The organism is Bacillus sp. TH19, from assembly GCF_016651075.1.
GTDB lineage: Bacteria > Bacillota > Bacilli > Bacillales > Bacillaceae_G > Bacillus_A > Bacillus_A mycoides.
This window is the reverse complement of the sequence record NZ_JAEKEO010000007.1, coordinates 2,319,973-2,343,981: the sequence shown is the minus strand read 5'-3', so window position 1 is coordinate 2,343,981 and position 24,009 is coordinate 2,319,973. Positions and strand designations below refer to the sequence as shown.

19 protein-coding genes and 3 pseudogenes are annotated in these 24,009 nt (G+C 34.0%); 3 read left to right on the top strand and 19 right to left on the bottom strand.

Translation table 11 applies throughout. From position 1 onward, the window contains the following. Positions 1-65 precede the first annotated feature (65 nt). The 17 genes and pseudogenes from JFU54_RS15840 to JFU54_RS15760 form a co-directional block, all read right to left on the bottom strand. Positions 66-1,511, bottom strand: coding sequence for a L,D-transpeptidase family protein (locus tag JFU54_RS15840; protein ID WP_201065223.1), 1,446 nt, complete (start codon positions 1,509-1,511; stop codon positions 66-68). 215 nt (positions 1,512-1,726) lie between these two features. Continuing rightward, positions 1,727-2,068: pseudogene (locus JFU54_RS15835) on the bottom strand (YhfM domain-containing protein); the annotation flags it as partial. A 319-nt stretch (positions 2,069-2,387) separates the two neighbouring features. Next, positions 2,388-3,017 (bottom strand): class I SAM-dependent methyltransferase, encoded by a 630-nt coding sequence (locus JFU54_RS15830; RefSeq protein ID WP_201065217.1) that lies wholly within the window; start codon positions 3,015-3,017, stop codon positions 2,388-2,390. Positions 3,018-3,147: 130 nt separating this feature from the next. Next, positions 3,148-4,142: pseudogene (gene cuyA / locus JFU54_RS15825) on the bottom strand (D-cysteate sulfo-lyase). 271 nt (positions 4,143-4,413) lie between these two features. After that, a complete protein-coding gene (locus JFU54_RS15820) occupies positions 4,414-5,646 on the bottom strand; it encodes a DUF4073 domain-containing protein (protein ID WP_201065214.1) in 1,233 nt (410 codons plus the stop codon). A 280-nt stretch (positions 5,647-5,926) separates the two neighbouring features. Further along, on the bottom strand, positions 5,927-7,039 hold the full coding sequence (locus tag JFU54_RS15815) for an aminopeptidase (RefSeq protein ID WP_201065211.1): 1,113 nt from the start codon (positions 7,037-7,039) through the stop codon (positions 5,927-5,929). A 197-nt stretch (positions 7,040-7,236) separates the two neighbouring features. After that, the gene (locus JFU54_RS15810) at positions 7,237-8,382 is read right to left on the bottom strand and encodes a hypothetical protein (protein ID WP_201065208.1); all 1,146 of its coding nucleotides are present in this window, start codon (positions 8,380-8,382) and stop codon (positions 7,237-7,239) included. Beyond that, positions 8,379-9,716, bottom strand: a complete 1,338-nt coding sequence (locus JFU54_RS15805) for a F390 synthetase-related protein (RefSeq protein ID WP_201065204.1) — start codon at positions 9,714-9,716, stop codon at positions 8,379-8,381. Before JFU54_RS15805 ends, JFU54_RS15810 begins: the two co-directional genes overlap by 4 nt. Continuing rightward, complete coding sequence (locus JFU54_RS15800; protein ID WP_201065202.1) at positions 9,709-10,560, bottom strand: MBL fold metallo-hydrolase; 852 nt, start codon at positions 10,558-10,560, stop codon at positions 9,709-9,711. The genes JFU54_RS15805 and JFU54_RS15800 overlap by 8 nt, the downstream gene beginning before the upstream one ends. Beyond that, positions 10,557-11,543: an NAD-dependent epimerase/dehydratase family protein gene (locus JFU54_RS15795; protein WP_201065199.1), complete on the bottom strand. Its 987-nt coding sequence runs from the start codon at positions 11,541-11,543 to the stop codon at positions 10,557-10,559. The genes JFU54_RS15800 and JFU54_RS15795 overlap by 4 nt, the downstream gene beginning before the upstream one ends. Next, positions 11,540-12,703: an ATP-grasp domain-containing protein gene (locus JFU54_RS15790; RefSeq protein WP_201065196.1), complete on the bottom strand. Its 1,164-nt coding sequence runs from the start codon at positions 12,701-12,703 to the stop codon at positions 11,540-11,542. The genes JFU54_RS15795 and JFU54_RS15790 overlap by 4 nt, the downstream gene beginning before the upstream one ends. Beyond that, on the bottom strand, positions 12,693-13,682 hold the full coding sequence (locus JFU54_RS15785; protein WP_201065194.1) for a beta-ketoacyl-ACP synthase III: 990 nt from the start codon (positions 13,680-13,682) through the stop codon (positions 12,693-12,695). The genes JFU54_RS15790 and JFU54_RS15785 overlap by 11 nt, the downstream gene beginning before the upstream one ends. Positions 13,683-14,359: 677 nt before the next feature. Beyond that, a complete protein-coding gene (locus tag JFU54_RS15780; protein WP_201065191.1) occupies positions 14,360-15,004 on the bottom strand; it encodes a hypothetical protein in 645 nt (214 codons plus the stop codon). Between the two features lie 91 nt (positions 15,005-15,095). Further along, positions 15,096-15,509, bottom strand: a complete 414-nt coding sequence (locus tag JFU54_RS15775; protein ID WP_201065189.1) for a DUF6892 domain-containing protein — start codon at positions 15,507-15,509, stop codon at positions 15,096-15,098. A gap of 171 nt (positions 15,510-15,680) precedes the next feature. Then, positions 15,681-16,439, bottom strand: a complete 759-nt coding sequence (locus JFU54_RS15770; RefSeq protein ID WP_201065187.1) for a DUF975 family protein — start codon at positions 16,437-16,439, stop codon at positions 15,681-15,683. A 351-nt stretch (positions 16,440-16,790) separates the two neighbouring features. After that, positions 16,791-17,705 carry a class I SAM-dependent methyltransferase gene (locus JFU54_RS15765; RefSeq protein WP_201065185.1) on the bottom strand — a complete coding sequence of 305 codons (915 nt, stop codon included), beginning with the start codon at positions 17,703-17,705 and terminating at the stop codon, positions 16,791-16,793. A 194-nt stretch (positions 17,706-17,899) separates the two neighbouring features. Next, positions 17,900-18,373, bottom strand: coding sequence for a DUF4188 domain-containing protein (locus tag JFU54_RS15760; RefSeq protein ID WP_002128099.1), 474 nt, complete (start codon positions 18,371-18,373; stop codon positions 17,900-17,902). A gap of 525 nt (positions 18,374-18,898) precedes the next feature. Here JFU54_RS15760 and JFU54_RS15755 point away from each other — a divergent pair. Next, a pseudogene (locus JFU54_RS15755) lies at positions 18,899-20,022 on the top strand (LPXTG cell wall anchor domain-containing protein). 72 nt (positions 20,023-20,094) lie between these two features. Here JFU54_RS15755 and JFU54_RS15750 read toward each other — a convergent pair. Both JFU54_RS15750 and JFU54_RS15745 read right to left on the bottom strand, forming a co-directional pair. Beyond that, positions 20,095-20,766: an ABC transporter ATP-binding protein gene (locus tag JFU54_RS15750; RefSeq protein WP_012261244.1), complete on the bottom strand. Its 672-nt coding sequence runs from the start codon at positions 20,764-20,766 to the stop codon at positions 20,095-20,097. Further along, the gene (locus JFU54_RS15745) at positions 20,766-21,830 is read right to left on the bottom strand and encodes an ABC transporter permease (protein WP_016101053.1); all 1,065 of its coding nucleotides are present in this window, start codon (positions 21,828-21,830) and stop codon (positions 20,766-20,768) included. The genes JFU54_RS15750 and JFU54_RS15745 overlap by 1 nt, the downstream gene beginning before the upstream one ends. A gap of 185 nt (positions 21,831-22,015) precedes the next feature. On the opposite strand from JFU54_RS15745, the gene JFU54_RS15740 reads away from it, so the two are divergent. Both JFU54_RS15740 and JFU54_RS15735 read left to right on the top strand, forming a co-directional pair. Beyond that, on the top strand, positions 22,016-22,639 hold the full coding sequence (locus JFU54_RS15740; RefSeq protein WP_201065634.1) for an ArsR/SmtB family transcription factor: 624 nt from the start codon (positions 22,016-22,018) through the stop codon (positions 22,637-22,639). Between the two features lie 68 nt (positions 22,640-22,707). Continuing rightward, positions 22,708-23,967 carry an MFS transporter gene (locus tag JFU54_RS15735; RefSeq protein ID WP_201065183.1) on the top strand — a complete coding sequence of 420 codons (1,260 nt, stop codon included), beginning with the start codon at positions 22,708-22,710 and terminating at the stop codon, positions 23,965-23,967. The last annotated feature ends 42 nt before the right edge of the window (positions 23,968-24,009 follow it).

The following is a 24,009-nucleotide window of genomic DNA, read 5'->3' as shown; positions in this document are numbered from 1 at the left end:
TGTTTTTTCATGTACCATCAGATAAGATTTCCTGCTTTATTTATTTCTTGATACGTAGCTATTTTCTAGTACACAATAACTGGATCATTAGTGTTCAAACTATCATATACAGTTTTTGCAACATTAGGAAGAAGGTTTACACACCCGCCTGATCCCCCTGTTAAATAAGCATTATTTGCCCAGTCTTTTCGCCAGCCGGCATCATGGAACCCTTGACCGCTATTTGTGAATGGAACCCAGTAATCTACTTTAACTGCATAATCAGCTTTACCTACTGCGCTGCCTTTGAGCGTGTATGGTGTTCGTTTATATAAGACGTACCACACACCTGGTGATGTATCTTCACTCGTGCTATGTTTACCAGTTACTACATTTGTTGTAACTACTAATTTTCCATCTTTGTAAATCCAAATTTGTTGATCCGCAATTGAAACTTCCGCATACGTGTCTCCGATACCATTATTCGATGTTGTTTCATAACCGATACCTTCCTTCTCCCAACCATTTCCGTGAATATTAGAAGCAGAAAGCGATTTTTCGCCTTTCTCAAAGGCTTGTTGAACTTGTTTTGTTTCTTTTTCCACATCTAGTGCCCAGCCGTAGCCTTGTCCTTTTACTTGTATAACCGAACCGGAATGAGTTTTAAATGTGAAATCTTTATTTAATGTTGATTTAGCGTTATTAATTTCAGCAATCTTATTTTTAATGTCGCTCGAATCGATTGTAACTTTCATATCCTTTGACATAGAGGCATTTTGAATTAAATCTTTCGCTTTTAAAGGATACACTTCATTCTGCACTTTATACTCAACAGACTGCCCAAGAAGATTCTGTAGTGCTTTCTCCTCTTTTTTGACAATCGGATCGTCTTCTTTAATAGGCTGTATGTATGTAGACTTCAGATGAATTTCACTTTTATACTTCTGCTTGTCGTAATCTTTCAGTAGACTAGTAACGTCATACTGTTTTCCATCAACGCTCTTCGAAATAACAACTTTTCCTTGTTCCAGCTTCGCCATAGCATCTTGAGGCGCTTGTAATTTTTCATTCATAGAGATGAGCTTTTCTTCTACAAGTTTTTTCATCGTTTCACTACGATACTGATCCGCCTTTTCCGGTAGCACTGAATAATTTTTTTCCTTTGAGGAAGGGAAAAATGTCCACTGGCTTTTTAATAGTTTCTTAACTTGAGGAAAATCTTTTTCCGTAAGTTCCGTTTTTGTATCTTTTTCATCTAAAATTTGTTGTTGATCAACATAGACTTTGTTTTCTAGTCCAGATGTTTTTAATTTCTGTATTGCCTGATCAGCGTTCAGACCACCGACTTTTGTGTCATTAATCGTAACATTTGAATTGAAGTGAGTTGCCTGATAATAACTCATTCCTCCAATGAGAAGTACAATTACACCAACACCCGCTGCAATAAGCTTCCAATTTGTAAAACGTTTGCTTGATCTTACTCGTTTTCTCTCAACTTCTTCAACTGATTCATTTATTGGATTATTGTTCATCAATCTTTCCCCCGTATACATTAACGTCAATCGATTTTAAACTAAAACCATTGACTAGTGTACCTTATTTTTCCTAAAATTTCATTATTTTTAAAAAGATTTTATCGCATTTAATTGATCAAATTTAGACTTTTTAATAGAAAGACACACAGAATAATCCCTTACAAGTAGTGAATCATTACAATAAATCTGAAAAAGTTAAGTACCATATACTTTTATTCAACTAACTTTTCTCCCGTAACAATCTCAAACAAAGTGGCTGCATTTTTCCCTTCTAATTGAGCATAGCGATTATCCCCCGCCATAACTTCTACTTTATCTTTATTAGGACTTATCCAAATTTGATACAACACAGCTTTCGCCTCTATTTTCGGATTTTTAAATTGAAAAACAAAGTGATAATCAGCTGAACGAGACATTTCCACTTTTTTATTTTCAAAATGAATATCATTTAATATTTTCTTTACTTGCAACACTTGATTATCGTCTGTAACTACTTTCAAATCCTCATAATTATCATCACCAACACGTTTTTGCACTTCGATTCTTTGATCTTTCCTTTGGTTCAGTTATCATTTCACTTAAAATACAAATATAATCCGTAACCTAAAAAAATTATTAATATTATAGAAATACTGAGTATTGTGTATATGACCCCTCTTAATGTTGTACTCATATAATCACCCATCTCACGCTTCAACAATTCCATTATATAACAAATAATTCGTTGGAAGTTTAAAACATGTTTTAAACTAAATTAAGCGAAGTAAGGGATGCCATTTGACTTCACTTACTTCGCCTTTAAAGAATAATTAGTGAGTAGCTTACACATCAAGCTTATTAAGTAACCTTTCACTATTTTTTACACAATTGTAATTATAGTGTTTTTTGACATTTGATCATTATAAATTTAAATGGAGGTTTACTTTCCATATTTTTATGCGGCTCCACAATCTCCGTAGTTTCTATCAGTCCATATTTTCCAAAGTCTTGTTTTACCGAGTCAACATCATAAAAATACATTTTTACCCCTTCCATTATTTCAAAGTAGTCTTTACCAAGTTGTTTCCCCTTCCCAAACATTGGGGCATCTTTTGAAATAGTAGTAAAAATCATATATCCGTTTGGCTTTAACTGACTATAACAATCTTTAATAAACTTCTCTCTCTCATCCTTATTCAATAAATGAATAAGTGCATAACAAAATATACCATCATAAAGTTTGTTATCAAAAGGCATATCCGTTACTGAACCATGGAAGAAATCAGCATTAAGTTCATTTTCCCTCGCCAATTCAATCGCTGTTTTTGAAATTTCAATACCTGTTACTTGTATTTCGTTATCAATAAAAACCTTTGCATTTCTACCGTACCCAATACCAGGAATCAATATATCCTTCACTTTCTTTTCAAGGAAAAAGTCCTTCGTCAAAATTGCAGAGTCTGAAGGTTCAAATCCCCACATCATTTGATTTTCTATAAAACTTGCTTCCCAAAATTCTGTCATACATCAATCTCCTTTATATATCGTTGTTTACCGTTGAATGTTGAAAAATCATCGCATATTCACGAAATTGTAACAAATTTCAACATTAATTCAAAACAAAAAGCATTGGATATCCAATGCTTTTTCACACTTACGCAAATAAAGACGTATTCGCATATAAAGCTGGTGAGCCACCTGAATGTACGAATAAAATGTTGTCCTCTTTATTAAATTTACCTTTTCTAATTAAATCGATTAGTCCCGCTACTGCTTTACCTGTATAAACTGGGTCAAGTAAAATACCTTCAGTTTTTGCAAGTAACTGTACTGCTTCAACCATTTCTGGCGTTGGTAAAGCGTATCCTGGTCCTACATATTCATCAAAGCATGTAACTGCTTCGCGTGAAATAGAGTTTGGGATACCAACGTGAGCTGAAGTTTCATCTACAAGTTTTGCTACTTTCTCTTCTTGCTCCGCTTTTCCTCTACTTACGTTAATTCCGATTACAGGAATTTTGCTTTGCGTTCCAGAAAAGCCAGTAATTAAACCAGCATGCATACCAGCGCTACCACTTACACAAACAACTGAACTGAAATCAATTCCTTGCTCAAATGACTGAGCCATAATTTCTTGCGCACAAGCAATATATCCCATTGCGCCAGTAGGGTTCGATCCACCAACTGGAATGACATATGGTGTATTTCCTTTTTCACTTACTTCCTTCGCTACTTTATGCATCTCTTCCATAAGGTCTGTTCCGTTTGGCACAACAATTACGTTTTCAGCACCTAATAAATGATATAAGAAATAGTTTCCGTTAAAGTCTGGCTTTTCTTCTGGCTCAAGCCCTTCCTCTAACACAAGAATACATTTCATTTTTTCTTTTACCGCAGCTGCAAGTGTTAGACGACAATGGTTTGACTGAATACCACCAGCTGTAATTAATGTATCTGCACCTTTTGCCTGTGCATCTGCAACTAGAAACTCTAACTTTCTCGTCTTATTACCACCAGCTGTTAAACCAAGTAAATCATCTCGTTTAAAATAAATAGTCGGCCCACCAAGTGCTTCAGAAAAATTGTTTAACTTTTCAATTGGTGTATATGATTCTGTATATTTTTTCTCGGGAATTTAGCTAAATTCATCAATAACGCTCCTTTTATACTCTTTCACTGTAAATGTAACCATACTATTATTACATGGAAAAATGATGAAGTCACCTTTCTGGATTAAAAATGTAGGGAATTTCGTTTCGGTGCATGAAATTGCATTAACGATTTTAACTTCAATACAGTACATGAAATTTATATCAGCGATTCTCAAATTATATCGACCGATACTTAAAATATATCGACTTGCCGATAAAAAACGACAAAATAAAAAGAGCCCACTCATTAAGAAGTAGGCCCTTACCAATCACTTATTTACCGAAAAACGAAGAAGCTGCGTTAATCCTGGCTCTAAATTCATTTCGCCTTTATGGCGTACGTATACAATTTTGTTCCCATCAAATTTTGGAGGATTCGCTTTATTGTACGTGTACCACTCATTCGTTCCTTCTACATTGTACTCCATATACTCTGTTGCACCAACGATTACGTTTTTACTATCATCAGCCGTTACATCTGGTGCCATTTGTGCAATTTTTGCATCACTAATTAATAAGTTCTTTATACCTTTATCACGTTTATAATCGTAAGCCGTTACGACAACATCGTTACCATATGCTTTCACTTGCAACCCTTGTTTAAAAGAAGATCCATCCGGAGCATGAATCTCGCCGCCATTTGGACCAGCTGACCTCCAGCCTGTTTCAATACCTCCTGTATTTACAACTGTAAATCCTTTTTCATCTCCGCCTGCAATTTTCTTTTTACCAGCCCAGTCTGGTAAATTTAAATCCCAGTGCGTATGGCTCGTGAAAAAGACAACTTGCGAGTAATCTTTTAATATATCGTACAATTTATCCACGTTTAAATAGTCATTTAAATACGGTGATTGTCTTGAACCAGATACAGAATCAGGTAAAACGTGGTGAGAAAAAATAAAAATCGGCTTATTTTTATCTTTTTGACTGTAGTCTTCTAAATTTTGTTTTAGCCAACCTAATTGTTCCTCACTTAAGTACACTTGATCTGACATTTTTGAATCATGGTACCTCATATATTTTTCTGTCCCTAAAAATAATAGTGGATAACCATCTAATTCTTTTTTATGGTACACCTTTTCTTGTCCACTAAATTTCAAATATCGATTAAATAGCGATTCTTCTGCTACACCGTTTGGCCATGTACTTTGAGATAACTTTCCATCAGCTGTCCATTTCCCAGCGTAAAACTCATGGTTCCCAATAGCCAACCATACATTTTCCGGATGCTTATTTTTGTTTAACACACGCTTCACATCATCATATTGTGACTGCTGTCCTTCTGGCGTTATATCCCCATTCATAATAAGTGCTCTAGATAGCGGCGTCACTTTGTTCATATCTTTTAATACGTGATCAAAATCCGATAAATCCCCTTGAATGTCACTAATAACGTTAAAAGTTGTAGCTGATTTTCGAACTTGCTCTTTCCCTTCCGCATGCATCGAAAGTGTCGGTAATAAAGCTGCCATAACAGCCAATGAAGCTACTGTCTTTTTCATACAAATTCTCTCCCTAATAATAGAATGTATAATCTGACATGTTCTGCTTTCTCTTAGGTGCTTGTCCAATTCATATTATAGAGAGGGATTGTAAAGATTGATGAAGTAAAAAATTAAGTGTTTTTTAAGAGGGTTTTTCTTTTTTACACTATTCATTTAACAATAGGCGCCAATTTTTCTATTTACCTATTAATATTAAATGAGTGTAAAATCACACGATTAATCTCGTAGTTTGATATGTTGTGTTTTAATCTATTTTACATAATCTCAATAAAATAATTTACCCTTTCAAATTTTCTTCATTTAATCCGAACAGCTCTTGTAAAATAAAACGTCCATCTTTTCTTATCAGTACGTCATCAAACCAAATTTCACCCCCGCCATACTCCGGTCTTTGAATGTTTACTAAATCCCAATGTATCGCTGATTTATTCCCATTATCTGCACCTTGTAACGAATCTCCAATCGCTAGATGATAACTACCATTTATTTTTTCATCAAATAACGTATTATTCATCGGGTGTAATATATAAGGATTAAAAGCTAGTGCAAATTCTCCAATATACCTTGCTCCCTCATCCGTATTAAGAATTTGATTTATTCGCTCTGTATCGTTTGCGTGTACCTCTATTATTTTTCCATGCTTAATATGTAACTTTATATTTTGAAACGCATAACCTTGTTGAACAGATACCGTGTTAAATGTTATTACTCCATTTACTGAATTTTTAACAGGTGCTGTATACACTTCACCATCAGGTATATTATCCGTTCCATCTCCTTTTAAAACGCCAATTCCTTCAATTGAAAACTTCAAATCCGTACCTTCTCCAATAATCCTAACTTGCTTTGTCTTTTCCATTAATTTTTTTAACGGATCCATTGCTTTCGACATTTTATTGTAATCTAACGTACATACATCATAATAAAATTTTTCATAGGCCTCAGTGCTCATATTCGCTTCTTGCGCAGACGCCGCATTCGGGATTCTTGTTGTCACCCATCTTGTTTTATACACTGCTTCACTATGAGCTTTTCCAAATACCTTTTGATATAATTTCATTTTTTCTGATGGTACATCTGCTAATTCATATGCATTTCTAGGACTACGGAGATTAATATATACTTGCATCTTACTTAAGCGATAACATTCCCAATCTGCAAATAACTTAAATTGTTCTTCAGACCCTGACAAAATCAATTGCCTCGTAACAGAAACATCGCGCATTGATACATGCGCATATCCACCTGCTTTTTCTACGGACTTAATAATTTCACGAACGACTGCGTGATCTATTTCTGTAACACTTTGGATCAACACTTGATCACCAGGCTGTACTTTCGTAGAATGATTGACTAGTATATCTGCTAATTTCGATAATCCTTGCTTCACTACACCGCTCACCCTTTCATTTCCTTTTCAAAAACTGAAAAAAGAGAACTACTCTTTTAAGCATTTCTCTTTTCATCCAAACGATAAATATAAAATAAATCATTAAAAATATACTATATAAATTCCATAACGTGGGTATTGCAGCTACACTTAAATAAAGAGTTCCTGGTAACAAGCAATCATAAAAGTCTTTTTGTTTAAAAGCGATGTTTTTTTGCCATCGGTTCTATATATGTATTTAATATCCACATTAATACTTTCCATACCTTTTGTTGGCTAGGTGGTAGATGATCGTTATATACATAACTGTATTCAATTTGCTGTGTTGCACCACGATTTCGTTTGAACTCTCCAGCCCCAGCACTACAATGACAAATTAAATCTTTTTCGATAGAATCCATTGTAATAAGGAGGGAAAGTATACGGTATAAACCTTGTTGCTGGTCAGAGTTTGTATTATAGCCAAGGATCGGCGTTGTCATAACTCCATCCCGAATAAAATAAGCAATAACACCATCAATTGTATCCCCTTTTTTTATGGCCTTTATCTCAAATAAACGATGCTGAAGAGCATTCCATAAATAAGCGGGTGTAAACATTGGGTTATGGGCGGAATATTTTTCAATATATAGTTGGTTGTATAGCTGGGAAATTTGTAAAATATCCTCCTTTGTTAATTCTTCATTCGTAATGATTTCATAATTGCTTTTCTCTAATAAGCTTTTATCGTTTAATAAGTCTTTTCGTTTTTTTCGATTCATTTTTTTATAGTGTTTCGGATCAAATAAGTATATAGAACGAGACATAATTTTCTTGTAACCTACTGTAGATAGTGCTTCTGTCGTTACGGGATATAATTCATTATTTAAAGAGCGAAATAGAATTGTATGCTCTGGAAATTCCTCAACAAATAGATTCGTAATTTGTTCGATTTGTCGTTCGTTGATAGAGTGATAAAGATTTGTTGAAAGCATCCAATTATTTACGACAATTACTTTATTAATATTCGTTCGTCGTAACCAACTTCCCATAAGATGAATTGGATAGGTTAATAGCTTCTCTAGCCATGGTTTTTTCAACTCCCATAGCTCTTCTAACGCATAAGATACGTAATGTGTATAAGGAGAACATACATATGAATTTTCGAACTCTGCGTTATTAAGAGTAACTGGCAAGATGAGATCATCGATTTCTAATAGAAAGAGCTCCGTGTTAACATTTTCAATAAATGCTGTAACGCCCTTTTGAAAAAGAGGCAGGAAACTATCTCGCACATATGCCCCATCTTTTTTTGATTCCCAATCAATGCTATGTAAGGAATGAACATCATGTAACTGAATCATTTATGTTCACCACGTCTTACAAGGCTTTCTATTCTTTTTAATTTTTCATCATATACTTGAATATCGTAATGCGAAAAGAAGAACTGTGGTATCGCACACTTTTTAGTAGCCCACAGTGTATGTAATTCTTGCATTACCTTTGATTGACATAATTCGAGGTCTTCAGGTAGTGCTTTAAGTTTAATTTCAATTTTTTCTACGCTGTGTTGTATCACTTTAAATTCTTGAATGTCACTAGATGCAAACAAAATTGCTCTTCTAATGAAATCTGGAAAAATAAATATTTCGCTATTATCCAATTCACTTATTCCAATAAATATATCGTCACATCGACCGTCAATTCGTTCTAATGCTAAAAAAGGTGAGCCACAGCTGCACGGCGTTTTTTTCGCAATTAATATGTCATTGAGACGATAGCGTATAATAGGCTGTGTTTTCCTCATGAAATCAGTAATAATAGGAACGAATATCCCATTCTCTTGATCTAAGTATTCTTTTTCAATATGAACGAGGTCTTCATTAATGTGTAACGTCCCCTCCTTGCAGGTGGTAGCAAGAAAACCTTCTGTACATTGGTAAACTTGGTGTACTGTTTGCTTAAAAGTTGCACGAATAAAGTCTCTATCAATATCTTCAAGCACTTCTGCTACAGAGATAATTTTTTGGGGACAAATCGTAATCAGTCCTTCTTGCTGCCAGTAAGCGATTTTCCGTAACATAGACGGAGGTGCAATTAAAATAGATGGCTGTATTTCATTTAATCGCGTGATATGCTGCTGAAACGAATCTAGTAAATCAAAAAAATGAAATGAGATTCGCTCATTTTTTGTCGCTTCGTATAAATTGCTATTTGCACGTAAGAAAAAAGCAATCGTGTGTTTATGTAAAATGCTAGATGGAAGCACCTTTCCAATAATCGAGCCAGCCCACAACGTTTGTTCTTCCTCAGAAACGAGAAAAACCCCACGATTTCCACTAGTACCTGATGATAAACCAACAGTTATATTACGAATGGTTGGTGAGAAATTCCGGGTCTTTTCTGCTTCAATTGCTACATGAAACGCTTCTTCCTTTGAAATATGAACTGTATTTAATGTATCAAAATGTTCCATCATTACTTCTTTATCAATAATGGGGAGTGCAGCCAAATTCCCCTTTTGAATTTCATTTAAAAACGGCGTATATAATTGGCGATAAAAAGGAGACGCCTCTATCGTGAACAAAAGCTGCTTTTCTATTTGTTGTTTATGAAACTGTTCCAACTGTTTACGATTTGAAAATCTCGAGACATATTTTGTTTTCAAGTATTGCTTGAGAATTCGTAGTTTATTCATAGTACACCCCTGCTTTAATTTTATCCCATGTATGTTCACAATGAGTTGGTACAATTTCAATCTCAGGTGATGTTTGTGATAAATGGTGTAACTTCTCAATATTCTTTCGATAAGATTTTGGATCGCTAGTTAAAAGATTGGCAATCTTACTAGGAAATACAAGGTTTTGATAAGTTTTACTTAGCCACACTGCGTCTGCACAAAGAAAGACAATTTTATTACTCTGTAAATGAACGAATAGACCAAATTGTCCCGTTGCATGTCCTGTTAAGTCAACAGCAAATAATGAGCCATCATCAAATACATCATACCCCTCTTCAAACTTTCCATATGTAGAAGGTAAGTTAAGGGATGGAGTTTGATCAATGAATGACATTCTTTTCTCTAAATCTATCGGCAGTGTATCTTTTAGACACCCTTTTAATAGAGCACCAAATTTACTTCTCTTTTTAATATCCTCATAAGCTTTTGCGAAGGTTAGTATTTTCGCTTTTGGAAAGTCAGGTAAACCAGCTGTATGATCGCCATGGAAATGAGAAAGAATAATATATTTAATTTCTTCTGGCTGAATACCATCAAGAAAAAGTTGCTGTTTAATAGATTGCTCTTCCGTGAAATGAACAGGCGTAAGTTTTGCATATACAGAGTAAGGGAATTTTTTTGTCGCCTCTTTAAAATGTCCCGCATATCCAGTATCAAATAAAATATATCCTAATACTGGATGCTGGAGTAACCCTACTGTAGCAGGAAAGCATATTTGTTTCCAACTGCCCTTGGAATATGCAATTTTTTCTGGATGTGTGCAATATCCTGTATCATATAGCTTTAAAGATTTGATTTTCATTGTATTTTCCACCAGTCTACAAATTTTGTAATTCCTTCTTCTATACTGATCTTTGGAGCATATCCTAGTTCTTCTTTAGCTTTATCAATATTTAATGTCTGGCTTTTTGAAAGGACACTAACAGTATATTTTGTGAGAATAGGTTCTTTTCCGAATAAAATAGTTTTTGAGATTCCTTCTAGTATAGCAGCTAGTGAAAAAGCAGTTTTGTAGGAATTTTTTTTATATTTTACTTCCTTATCAAGACGCTTCATTACATTTTCTATGACCTCATATAAATTTACACGCTCGTCATTTGTTATATTGTACTTTTGACCTAATGTATGTTTTGGGGAATGCATACAAAGAAGTAAAGCATCTACAACATTCTCAACATACGTAATATCAACAAGAACATTTTCAGTACCAATCCTCGGTAAAGCACCCTTTTCACATACTTTAATAAGACGCGGAAGAATAGCGTTATCTCCTGGTCCGAATAAAGCGCGCGGACGTATTGTGATAACTGGTAAACCATGCATGAAAGCTTGATCAATAGATTGTTCGGCCATGTGCTTCGTTGTTGCATAATGATTTACAAATGTATCAGGAAGTTTCGCGTTTTCTACTACATTTTGTCGCTCATCATAATAGAAATAAATACTTGGTGTTGATACGTGGATAAGGCGTTTTATACCGTACTTTTGACATCCCTCGATAATATGTTTCGTTCCTAACACATTCGCATTATAAAAATCTTCATATTTGCCCCAAGGGGAAGAAAGTGCGCCGCTATGAAAGATATAATCCTTATCTTTACAAACTTGTAGCACACGATCCCTGTCTTCAAGAGGACAATGAACAAACTCGATTCCATTTTGTTCTAATACCTTACCGATTGTTTTATTTCTTCCCGCTGCCGTTACTTCATAGCCCATATTTTTCAGTCGAAAGGCGAGTTTTTGTCCTAGAAAGCCCGTTCCACCAGTTACTAGCATTTTCATAAATCTTCACCATCCCACGATATGTCATATGTTGTTTGCTCTAAAATAGTCCGTTCCTGTTTATAACTTTCACGCCATAATTTATACATGCTAAAAAACTGATAAAAAAATGGTTTCCAATCATTGTGACGATAAACGATATCTGGATAAGAGCATAGAACTTTTAACCATCGCTTACGTTTTTGTTTACTTTTTAAATAAGGAAATCCATATAGAAGCATCGCTAACCGAATTGCGCACTCAGAGTTTGGTCTTGGAATGAGTGTATTGTTTACTGTTTCATGAAAGAAAACCTGCAATATTTCCTCATCGAATAAATGTAATCCACTTGTAGTACGTGGATTACATTCAATCGGAATCGCATCCCCATCCTCTGTAACGATAAAATCAAAAGCAATTTGTCCTGAGAAATTCAGCTCTTTTACAATATGCGTAACAAACTGATCAATTTTAGGATGATTCATATGCTTAAATGCAATGGTAGCGCCTAAGCCTGCCGTGAATTCCGTTTTATACGTAGAGTGAGCTAACACTTCCCCAGATTGTGCAATACTGTAGGAACAGTGCTGCGTTCCTCGTATAAACTCTTGCATAATATAATTCGACTTATCTATCATGCTTTCTTTTAGAGCATCCTCTTTTGTAATAAATTCCACTTTATCAGAAAAACGGGAGAAAATCGGCTTTCGTACAAAAGGAGTATTAGCTGGTGTTTTGTGCATCATTGAACTTATCGCTTCTTCATTATTTATTCTATATGTTGCAGGTACTTGCCACCCTAAATTCGCTACGAACTGAATAAATTCCCACTTATTATGCAGTAATGAAAGTTTTTGAAAATCATCTACTAATACATGGCAAAATGCGCTTAACTCTTCTCTATATTTAGATATATAAAACACTTCTTCACAAGTAGGAATAAGCAAATCCACATTGTGACGTTGAATAATGGATAGTAGCGCACGGATACTTTCATTTGTTTTCCACTTTGGAGAAGGAATTTCATAAAAATAATCCGTACTCTTTGAAACTTTACTTAATGGATAAGGAATACTATCTGCAATAATAACGGTATGTCCAGCGTTATGAAACAGTCTGCATAAATGCAGAGTTGCTGGTGCACGTGCCCCTGTAATTAATACTGTTTTCTTAGTATTCAAGAAGGATGCCCCCGATTGAAAGTCCTGCAGAAGTACCTAATAATAGTATTTTATTTCCACGTTGCACTTTCTTTTGCTTAATCGCTTCGAAAAGAGCGACTGGAATAGATGCGGAAATCATATTACCGTAGTCTTCAAAAATGGTCATAAAGCGCTCTTCATCAACCCCTAATTTTTTACGAATGAGTCTCATAGCTGGCCCACTTGCTTGGTGAGGAACAATTAAATCAATATCGGCCAGGGAATAACCAGTATCCATAAGTAGCTTGTCGATAAACTTCAACAAATACTTAGAAGATAGTTTAAAAATGGCTCTTCCATTCATATCGAACAAGAAGTCTTCTTTTCGTTCCTCACTATACTCCCTAGGATGAATCATCGTTCCACCGCCACGAATTTCTGATAAATGCGCACCAGAGCTATATGTTTCCATATGGGAAGCAATAATAGAAGATGTATGATCACCTTTTGTTATGACAACAGCTGCCGCACCGTCACCGAATAAAATGCTGCTTTCATTTTGTCCCCAATTTAATCCAACAGAAGAAATTTCAGAAGAAATAATAACAACATTTTTGTATCTCCCGCATTCCATTGCGTAAGAAATTGTATCAAGTGCTGTTATGAAACTTAGACATGTTGAATTGATATCAAAACATGGAATACCAGAATGCTGTAGCCCAAGCTGTTCTTGAATAAGTGGTGCTGTAGAAGGTATTGCCTGTTGAATCGTTCCGCTTCCGCAAATAATACAATCGATATCATCCCAAGTTAACTTAGCATCTTCTACAGCTTTTTTTGCAGCTTCCGCCCCCATATAAGAAGACGTTTCCCCATCAACAAAATATCTTGTTTTTACCCCAGCTTTTTTTAATGTCCAGCCTTCTGGCACATGTAGCATGCGATCTATTTCAAAAGATTCTACCTTTCTTTTCGGAAGATATGTGCCAATTCCTTTTATACTAATATATCTTTTCATTCTCTATCGCCTCTTAATCTTTTTATAAATTTAAAAATCCTTTACATCTAAACATTGCTGTGGATACATACAGAAAGTCTTTTTATAAAATTCTGCTATCTCCTTATGTACTTCTAATCCTATTTTTCTTCAAAAAAGAGCAAGCTCTCTACTTGAGAACTTGCTCTTTTTGCATGAAATTCTTCAAATACATACTCTAGAAAAAACTTTTATATCAATTTAATTATATTATAACAATTATCAAAAAATATTTAATGGTATTTTTTGTGAATAAAAGTGAAAATGTGGTACAAACTTACGCGAGAGGATAGTTTATTGAGCAGCAAATATACACATACGGAACGAACATACATGTAATTTTAACATCTTCTATTTCCCCTTTTGTTTTCACAAAAGTTACTGTAATTTAAAACCTAAAGTATGTATCTCCATATCTTTTATACCTATTTACTATTCTATTGAGATTGAAATATGATAAATCAAACCGAGGTAGTAAATTCAAATAAAAAATCTACTACTTTTGCAGAAGAAACCTTCATTAAATTCAGATGTAATCATATTTGAATAGTAAAAGAACGCTATTTTTTTAATAAGAATCTCGTTTTTTTACGCTTGATTGCAATTAATATTTTTCAGTTAATAGATGTGTAGCGATATACCTATCAGTAATCTTTGTATTAACAATTATGCGTAACTTCTAGCTCATTATTAGCATAAATTGTTCCGTAAGTAGCACAAAGTAACATTCCACCACAAACCTCACTACTCACTTGAAAGTTTATGTTATCTTCAAATGTATCTATACTATTAGGTCTAATTGTATCTACAAGTTTTTTGAAATCAAGAACCGGTAAATATTTCGTTATGATTTCATAGCTTAATAAATTATCTTCATTATTATATGCATTATATTTCTGAATTTCTCTATAAATCGGACTTGGACTATACGGATCATATTGCAATTGTCCATTTTCATCTTCGAATTTTTTTATTTCTTCTTTTACTATATAATCTGAATAATCTTCACTACTTTCATCTTCATCACCAAATTCCCAAAATGGATATTCTACATCACATAAATGCGTTATAATCCACATTAGAAATTGCTCATTTATAAATCCAACATTGGTTTCTAACTCTTTGAATCTATTACCATAATATTTTTTAGCTTTTTCTACCTTTTCTTCTTGAGTCATATTATCCGTCGCCCCTGTTATATCGCATCCATCTAAATCTATAAAAATTCTATTGAATTTACCTAAAATGCCCAAATCAACAGTTTTACTCCAGTAGCCTTCACCATCTTTATCGATTATTATCATAATATCCTCCATTCTGTTTTGTTCGTTGCATAAGAAAAAGTGACTCTTTCTTAATAAGAATCACTTCCATTATTATATAACTTTTCCCTCATTAATCCTCAATTTCAATTCCAGCTTGTTTAAATGGTTCTAATACTTTTGGGTAACACATTGAAATATATTCCACTGTTTTTAGATTTTTTAAATTTTGAAATCCTTCAACAGATATTACATCAAATAAACTGTCTTCACCATCCCAATCTGGCTTTAAGATATGATAAATTTCATTTCCTCCATCAAAGCAAAGGGATTCCATCTTTTCCAAATCACTTGTTTCCAAAATTAACTCTTCTAAAAAATCTCTAATTTCAACAATTGGCCCAGCTCCTGAATACCATTCGAAATTATTCGTATACTTTTCTATTAAGTCTTTTAATTCTTTTAAAAATAATGGCTCTTTATCTAATAAAGCATCAATTACTACTAATTTAAAATTAAAATCCTGAAATATCTCACTCTTCCCCATTTTAAATTCCTCCAATGTTATAATATCCTTACCCAAATTATTATAAGTAAAACATATCCAATTGCAGCTACTTTATTTCTTTCAATATCATATTAAAAAGGGATATGCTTAATTGCATGACCACAATCGAGAAAATATACATTAAAAATATTTTCTTACTAATTATATTCTTTATATACTTACCTTCGCTTCTCTAGCATCCTGTTTCTTAATTAAGTCTAAGTAAAAATGCGAGACAGTTGTGTTGTAATAAGGGGAAATGAATATGAATGACAGATTAAATGTAAACATACCTATAAATGCTGTTAATAAAAACCAACCAATAAAAGATAACCAAAGAACAAATAACTTGAACTTATGCCCTTTCATTATTCTTTTACTCTCCCTTAGTGCTTCACTTGCTGTATAATCCGGATTCTCTATTAAAATATAATATGCCATTGAATAAGAAAAATATTTAATAATACCTGGAACAATTAATAACAGGCTCCATAAAAATAGAAAAATAGCCTGCAACACTCCTAATTTCATTGATTTAAACAAATTGTTCTTCCTAAACCCCACAAATACATCGTCCACCTTAGCATCTTCATTTTTACCTAAGCGTAAGGTGAAAACAGAATACCCATAATTAAAGATACCTTGTATGACACTGTAAATTAAGAAACAAATCAGTCCTATAAAAAAATAACTTAGAATAAGTAAAACTAGTGCTGTTGGATCTACTTGTGGTTGCCCACCAATTGAATAAATAAAGAAAACATCCAAACCAATTACCCCAATAAACAGGCCAAATATTAAATATATAAAACTAGCAATCGCTGATACACTTAAAGTTGGTACAAAATAGTATAACGCCGATACCCCTATACTTACTCCCCATTTCCCATCTAACGAATTAAGTGCTGCTTTCTTTAAATTTCTTATCAAACTTGCACCCTCCTTTTTTCCATATTTTAGTCAATAAAAATTTTACAAATAAAAGAACTTGTAACAAGCCCCACTACAAGTTCTTTTAGCTTATCAAAACAAAATATACTTTCTACATAATCGGGGGTAATTTCTAAAATATGGTTTATTAAAATCATTATATAACATAATCGCGAATTTTCGTTGAACATTCTGTTTTTTTGACAAATACACCCCACATTCTTCCTTATGTTCATCTAGATGTAGTAACTCATGTAACAATATATCTATCATTATCTTTCTCAATAAATCCCATCCTCTTGTTTTCCACAAAAAAAGACACAGAGATTTCTCCCCATGCCTACTAATCCTCTACTTCTTCACCGCATGTACATAATGCACCGTCTCAAAAGCTTCTAAATAATCGTTTCGTCCTTCAAAATATAATGTATGAATATCCTTTGGTGCTAAGTGCTCATAAATGAGTAAGCCCGCCTTCTCTAATAGTGCTTGCATTTCGGTATAAGAAAAACATGATTTCATCGGTTCTCCGCCTATCTCAGCCATCTTTATCATATTTTCAACTCGATTGGATAATCCTTTTTCCGTAAATAAATTTTCATCAGGATAATCGAAAACGATAGAACTTCCTGCTGGAACTATCTCGAATAAATATTCTATTAAACTGGAAAGTTCCTCTTTCATTAAATAATACGTAACACCTAATAGGCTAAAGAAAGTCTTTTTATTTTCAAATCCTTCATTTACTAATTTTTGCTCCGAGAAATCTTTAGTAAAATCCATTGAAACAAAATGAAGATTGCTTGGGATTTCAAGCTCTGCTTCTTTCACTCTTTGTATTTTAAACTCTTGCGTAGAAGGATGATCCACTTCAAATATTTCTATTTTATTTTCTAATTCTCGGTGTCTAAAACTAAACGTGTCTAAGCCTGCACCGAGTATGACGTATTGCTTCGCGCCTAATGTAATTTCATGTAATAGCACTCTTTCACAATATGCTGCACGTGCCAAAGGTGTTGGTGATAACTGAACTTGTGTAATCCATTTTAAAATTTCTTTCGGATTGTCTTGAAACTGCTGTGCAATGTCTTTATTGAAAAAATGTATCCCTTGAACCATGTTCATTTCAATATTGTTACGCTCTTTTTGTAAAATTAAATCTTTAGCTACATAATCATCAAAGATTTTAGGACTATCAAATTCACTATGATACGCCCTTCCAAAAGCTGATACTAACGACGTTACACTTGCTTCACCTTTGTTCATGCACATACACTCCTTCATTTTCACAACAAAAATAGGGTTCCCCTGGCCAGGAGAACCCTATTATACACGTTATTTTTATATTGGTAAATTATAGCATAAATAAGTTTTTTTGTCAAGTTTCCAGCCTACTAACACTCCGACACTTTGTATATTCTCCGGCAGGAACACCGAAATTATATACATAATTTTCCGAATTATTTATTCATTCTTTTTTGAGCAGTGTTAGTATCTTGAGATACCGGTATGTGTTCGGTAGCTCTAGATAAACCTGTTTTTGGCATATTAACATAGATTGCTTCAGAAGCACCTTTTTCTATTTGATAGGTTTCGTGAAAAACACCGACACTCCCATTATCTTTAATCTTATTATTGTACGATTTCCAAGCATATGAATGATTTTTTCCGTGAGCATAGTTTACTAATTCGTCGAATCCCTTCCAGTATTGAATTAGGATTACTTTTCTCCAACTAAATAAGAATTCTGTATGTAAGAAACCCCATTGTGGATTTTGATACAATTCTTTAATCATAGGTCCCATAGCATTAAAAACTGGTATCCACTTCCAAAATTTTAATAGGTTATTAATACGCATACCAATAATAAAAACAACAAATTCTTGATCCTTGCTATTGGCTATATGCCTGCCGTTAAAAATTTTAGCTCCCACTTTAATCCCCCTTTTTTACTGAACATAAATAATGTGCAGCTCCCAAATAAACCATAACACTTTTCCATGAATTTTCCAATTGATTCAACATAGATTATGAAAGGCTGTACTTAACAATAAAGGGTATATGTTTCCTACCTTTTTATTATTAACAGCTATTTTTAATATTTGTTCTAAACCTCCTTTTCACCAGGAACATTTCCATAATATATTTCAATAACGATAGCATTGTCGCCCCCTTTCTAAACAGAATATTTTTTAGTTCATTTGAGTTAGGACAACACCACACTCCTTCGTATTTTTTGCAAGACTAGCTTTCAACCTTGAGGGAACACCCAAAAGCTAATCAACTCCCCTACTCTATGAAATAAATAAGCGAATTTAAAAATTACATAATCATAGATTATTATGCAAATACTTCCTCTAGGCGCCGAACATGGTATATAATAATAAAATAATCTACTTCTATATGCTCAATTTTACACAAAACAGCTCATGTATATGAAAGAAAAGAGGTACAAAAATATGAAAACAAAACAAACAATTGCTGCGTCTACACTAGCTCTAGCGATGATTGCTGGCGCAAACTCTGCTCATGCGGAAGTAACTGATGCTACTCCCCAGCAAAGTACTGGAGATCGATTAGCTGAAATTAAGCAACATAAACAAGAGTTAGATGCGAAATTGCAGCAGCACAAAGAAAATGTGGATCAAACATTAAATGAACTTAACCAAGTTAAGGAAAATGTTGATACAAAGGTAAATGAACTACATGAACGTAAACAAGTTGCAGATGAAAAAATTGGCGAGATTAAACAACATAAACAAGAGTTAGATGCAAAACTTCAGCAAGACAAACAAATCGCCGAAGATAAAATCGCTGAAATTAAAGAGCATAAAAAGCAAGTAGATGAAAAAGTTGCTGAAATTAAAGAGCATAAGCAAACTGTTGATGAAAAGGTTAATGAGATTAAAGAACATAAACAAACTGTTGATGAAAAAGTGAATGAAATTAAGCAGCATAAAGAAAATATCGATGCAAAGGTTAATGAGCTTAAGGAAGTAAAAAAACAGGTAGATGACAAATTAGCTGAGTTAAAGAAAGCGAAACAAACTGCTGAGGACAAACTTGCTGAAATTAAGGAAAATAAACCGAATACAGGTAACACATTAGAAGAACTTAAGAAAATTAAAGGCAATTTAGATAGTCTTTCATCTAACTTAGAACTAGCTAAACAAGATGTGAAAAACAAATTAGCTGAGTTACAAGAAGCTAGACAAGATTTACTAAATAAAATAAACGAAATGAAACAAGCGAAACAAACTGTTTCAGACGATTTAACAAAGAAAAAACAAGACTTAGATATTAAAATAAACGATTTTAAACATACTGAGAAAAAATTGATGACAAATTAGCTGAGTTACATACAACAAAGCAAAATGTAGATAACAAAATTAATGAAGTATCACAATCGAAACAAACGCAAACAGACAATAACAATACTACTGTTCCAGCTAACAACAATGCTAGAGAACTTCCTAACGCTGGTAGTGAGCAATCAAATAATATGACTTTAGGCATGTTATCTGTATTAGGCGGCATTTTATTAGTAACACGAAATAAAATTAAAACGTTCTTCTCAAAATAAAGCTATTATAACTATTTTAAAATAATCATACAAAGGCCAACTGCACATATATGTACGGTTGGCCTTTTTTCTTTATATTAACTGCCCATCTCTAAGCGTCAATATACGATCACATACATCAAGCATTCTTTCATCATGCGTAATCATAATTGCTGCTTTTTGACTTTCTTTCACTTCACGTTTCATCATTTCCACGACTTCACGTGCGCGTTTTGAGTCTAAGCTTGCCGTTGGTTCATCCGCTAATATTAAATCTGGGTTGTTCATGAAAGCACGAGTGATTGCTACCCTTTGTTTTTCCCCGCCCGATAGTTGATTTGGATAATGAGTTTTTCTTTCAGATAATCCAAATGCTGCTAGCAAGTGATCCGCACGCTTTTCCGATTCTTGTTTGTTGTCTTTTTTTAACTTTGCAATGTAAAGCAATTGTTCTTTTACATTTAAATATGGAACAAGATTTGCGAACTGGAAAATGAAGCCGATTTTTTTCAAACGAATGTCTGTCATTTCCTTTTCTGATAACTTCGTAATATTTTGCTCACGAATGTAAATATCCCCTTTTGACGGTGATAATAAAGCACCCGCGATTGATAATAACGTACTTTTCCCTGATCCAGAAGGACCGACGATTCCGATAAATTCTCCAGCTTTCACATCAAGCGACATCGGATGAAGGGCTGTTACTTCTGTATTCCCTTCTCCGTACACTTTACTTACTTTGTCTAATTTTAATAATGAAGTCATTACATCCCGCCTCCAATTGCTTCTAATGCATCAACTTTTAATACTTGGTATAACGAAATAAGTGTTCCTAAAATACTAATGACGATAAAGATTGCTGCATATTGTGCAATCATCGGTGTTGTTAATAAGAACGGCATACCCGCTGGTAAAATTTGTTCTAATCCTTGTACAAGAACAATACTGATTATCATCGCAACGACTGATAAGAATAACGCCTGCACGACTAAACTATTTGCTAAATAAGAATTTTTCGTACCGATTGCTTTTAGTACACCTAATTGCTGTGTTTTTTGCAACGTAATTACGTAGAAGAATACACCGATTAGTAACGCAGCGATAACAAGTAAGAACGCAATGATCATCGTTAATGTTCCTTGCTCTTCTTTAAATCCTGGAATACTTTGCAGTACTTCTTTTTTGTCGATAACATGTGCATTTTTAATTTCTTTATCTGTATTCAGTGCAATTGCACTATAATCTTTTTGGTTTGGTTGTGAAATAGCGCCCCATACGTCTTCATTTACATACACGACTGGTGTATGGCTAAACATTTGGTCTTTCGTAAATCCAACGATTGTAAATTCTTTCTTTGAAACAGGGTCGATAATTGTATCTCCAATATCGATTCCTTTTTCTTTAATTGATTCATCAGCAACCATTTCGTTATTTGCTGTACCTAATTTCTCACCTTTTACAATTTTCGGTTCTAAAAATGAATCACGTTCACTTGAGAAAATAGCAACATCCACTTTTTTCGAACTATCTTTCTTTTCATACGTTGAAACTTTCACACGAAACGGAACGGCCTCTTTCTCACCTACTTGATTTACTACGTTATCTACATCGTCTTTCTTAATTTGTGAACGGAGTAATTTATTTTCCGCATCATCTGCTAAAACGAACTTATTTGCCTCCATATTTTGAATCGATGAAGCATTATCATATGATAGTCCATTTGCTAATCCTGAAATAACAAGAACTAAAAATGATAGTAACACCATAATCAGTCCGATTAATCCATATCTTAATTTTGATTGTTTTAATTCACGCAGAGCTAAAAACATTTCGCTCGCTCCTTCCTCTTTCTTTCTATGCACTTATCATAAAAAAGAAATATGAACGGAATATGAACAGAAGATTACAGAGTGTAAGATTTAATTTTCAGAAAGTATTGAAAACAATTAAAATCCTTGATACAATTCAGTCAAATAATCTTGACCGAGTAATTTTATTTAAGGAGTTGATCATGTTGAAGCCCATGTTAACACTAACTACTTATAGCCAACTAAAAGCAATAAGCGATCCACTACGTGTCGAAATGATGATGCGTCTATGCGAACGTCCTTATACAGGACAACTGCTATCTGAGAAATTCGGCATTTCAAGGGCGAAAATTCATTATCATTTAAAAGAATTAGAGAAGAATGGCCTTATAGAAATCGTATATACAGAAGAAAAGAATGGCATCGTTCAAAAGTTTTATCAATCTGTCGCTAAAGGATTTACCCCTGCCGCGGACCTATTACCTCATTTAGAAATATTAAGCGAATCAGGTCGCCAAATCTTTTTACAAATGACTGAAAGAACGAAAAGCCATATTCTCGCTGCACCAGAAGAATCTTTTACATTACGAAATGCAAGTGAAGACCCAGCTGAGTGGAATTACGTTTCATCCTGCTGGGAATTTGATGCTACGCCAGAACAATTTCAAGTGTGGGTGAAAAAGTTTCATGAATTAATGGCTGAATTAAATGATATCGCAAAAGATGCAGATAAAAATCCAAATAGTAAACCTTATTATATTTCTACTACTGCACTTCAAATCGCTGAGAGAACAATGCAGCAATTTGTTAAAGAAGAAGAAAAATCGTAATACGATTTTTTTACCGAGACGGTCAAATTTATTTTACCGAATAAATTTATTATAAAGGAGTAGATAAAGTGGACGTATTAAAAAACCGGAATTTCCTCTTATTATTTTTAGGGAGAATTTTTACAAACATAGGAGATAGCTTGTATTATGTAGCAGCGATGTGGCTCGTATATAAGCTGAGTGGTAATCCTTTTTATTCTGGATTAGCAGGTTTTCTTACATTATTACCTTCTGCACTTCAATTTCTTACTGGTCCATTCGTTGATAGATGGTCGATAAAAAGCACCCTCGTAATCACACAAGTCCTGCAATGCATTCTTATATTAATCATTCCTATTACACACTACTTCGACCTATTAACCGTTCAACTACTACTCATCATTATGCCTATCGTAGCCTTTATCGAACAATTCGCCTATCCAGCACAATCAAAAGCTTTACCACTTCTACTGCATAAAACACAATTATTAAAAGGGAACTCACTCTTCTCATTTGCGTATCAAGGCATCGATTTAATTTTTACGACTCTTTCTGGAATATTAGTAGCACTACTTGGCGCAATTACTTTATATGTGGTCGACTCCTTAACATTCGCGATTACTGCCCTCTTGTTCTTTTCATTGAAAATGCCAAAGCAAGCTGAAACAAACACATCACTGTCAACTAAGCAATATTTCTCTGATTTAAAAGAAGGCTTTTCCATCGTCTTTCGTTCATTAATGGGCGTCTTCTTAATCGGTTCAGTTGTCGCTAATTTTTCAATCGGTATGATGATGGCAATACTCCCTTCTTTCACTGATTCTTTAGGAGGGGTGAAATTATATGGTTTCTTTTTAGCCGCTATATCCGGCGGTAGTTTAATTGGAGCACTATTCAGTTCATGGGTTGGTAAACATAACGTTGGCCGTGTCTCCATTATTAGCTTTGCGACTAGCGCTTTCTTTTGGTTTCTCTCTACGCTTGTACCGTTTCAATGGTTATCCATTTTTTTATTCGGCTTAGCTTGGATACCAATTGGTGCGACCAACATATTATTTGCGACAATTGGTCAAATTGTAATTCCAAACCAGTATCTTGGGCGCATCAACTCAGTCACACGAAGCATAGGTACAATCGCTATGCCGCTTGGTTCTTTAATTGGCGGATACACTGCGAATGTATTTAGTAGCCAACTCATTTTCGCGCTCGCTAGCATCGGTATTTTATTTATTTCTCTCGTATGGCTACTTCATCCGAAATTACGGGCTTTGCCGAAAGCTGATGAAATTACAGCGGATACTTTTGAGCTTCGGTTTAAGGAAGAACGTGGGAAAGGTGCGGCTTTATAACAAAAAAGAAGACAATTTCCATTGTGAAATTGTCTTCTTTTT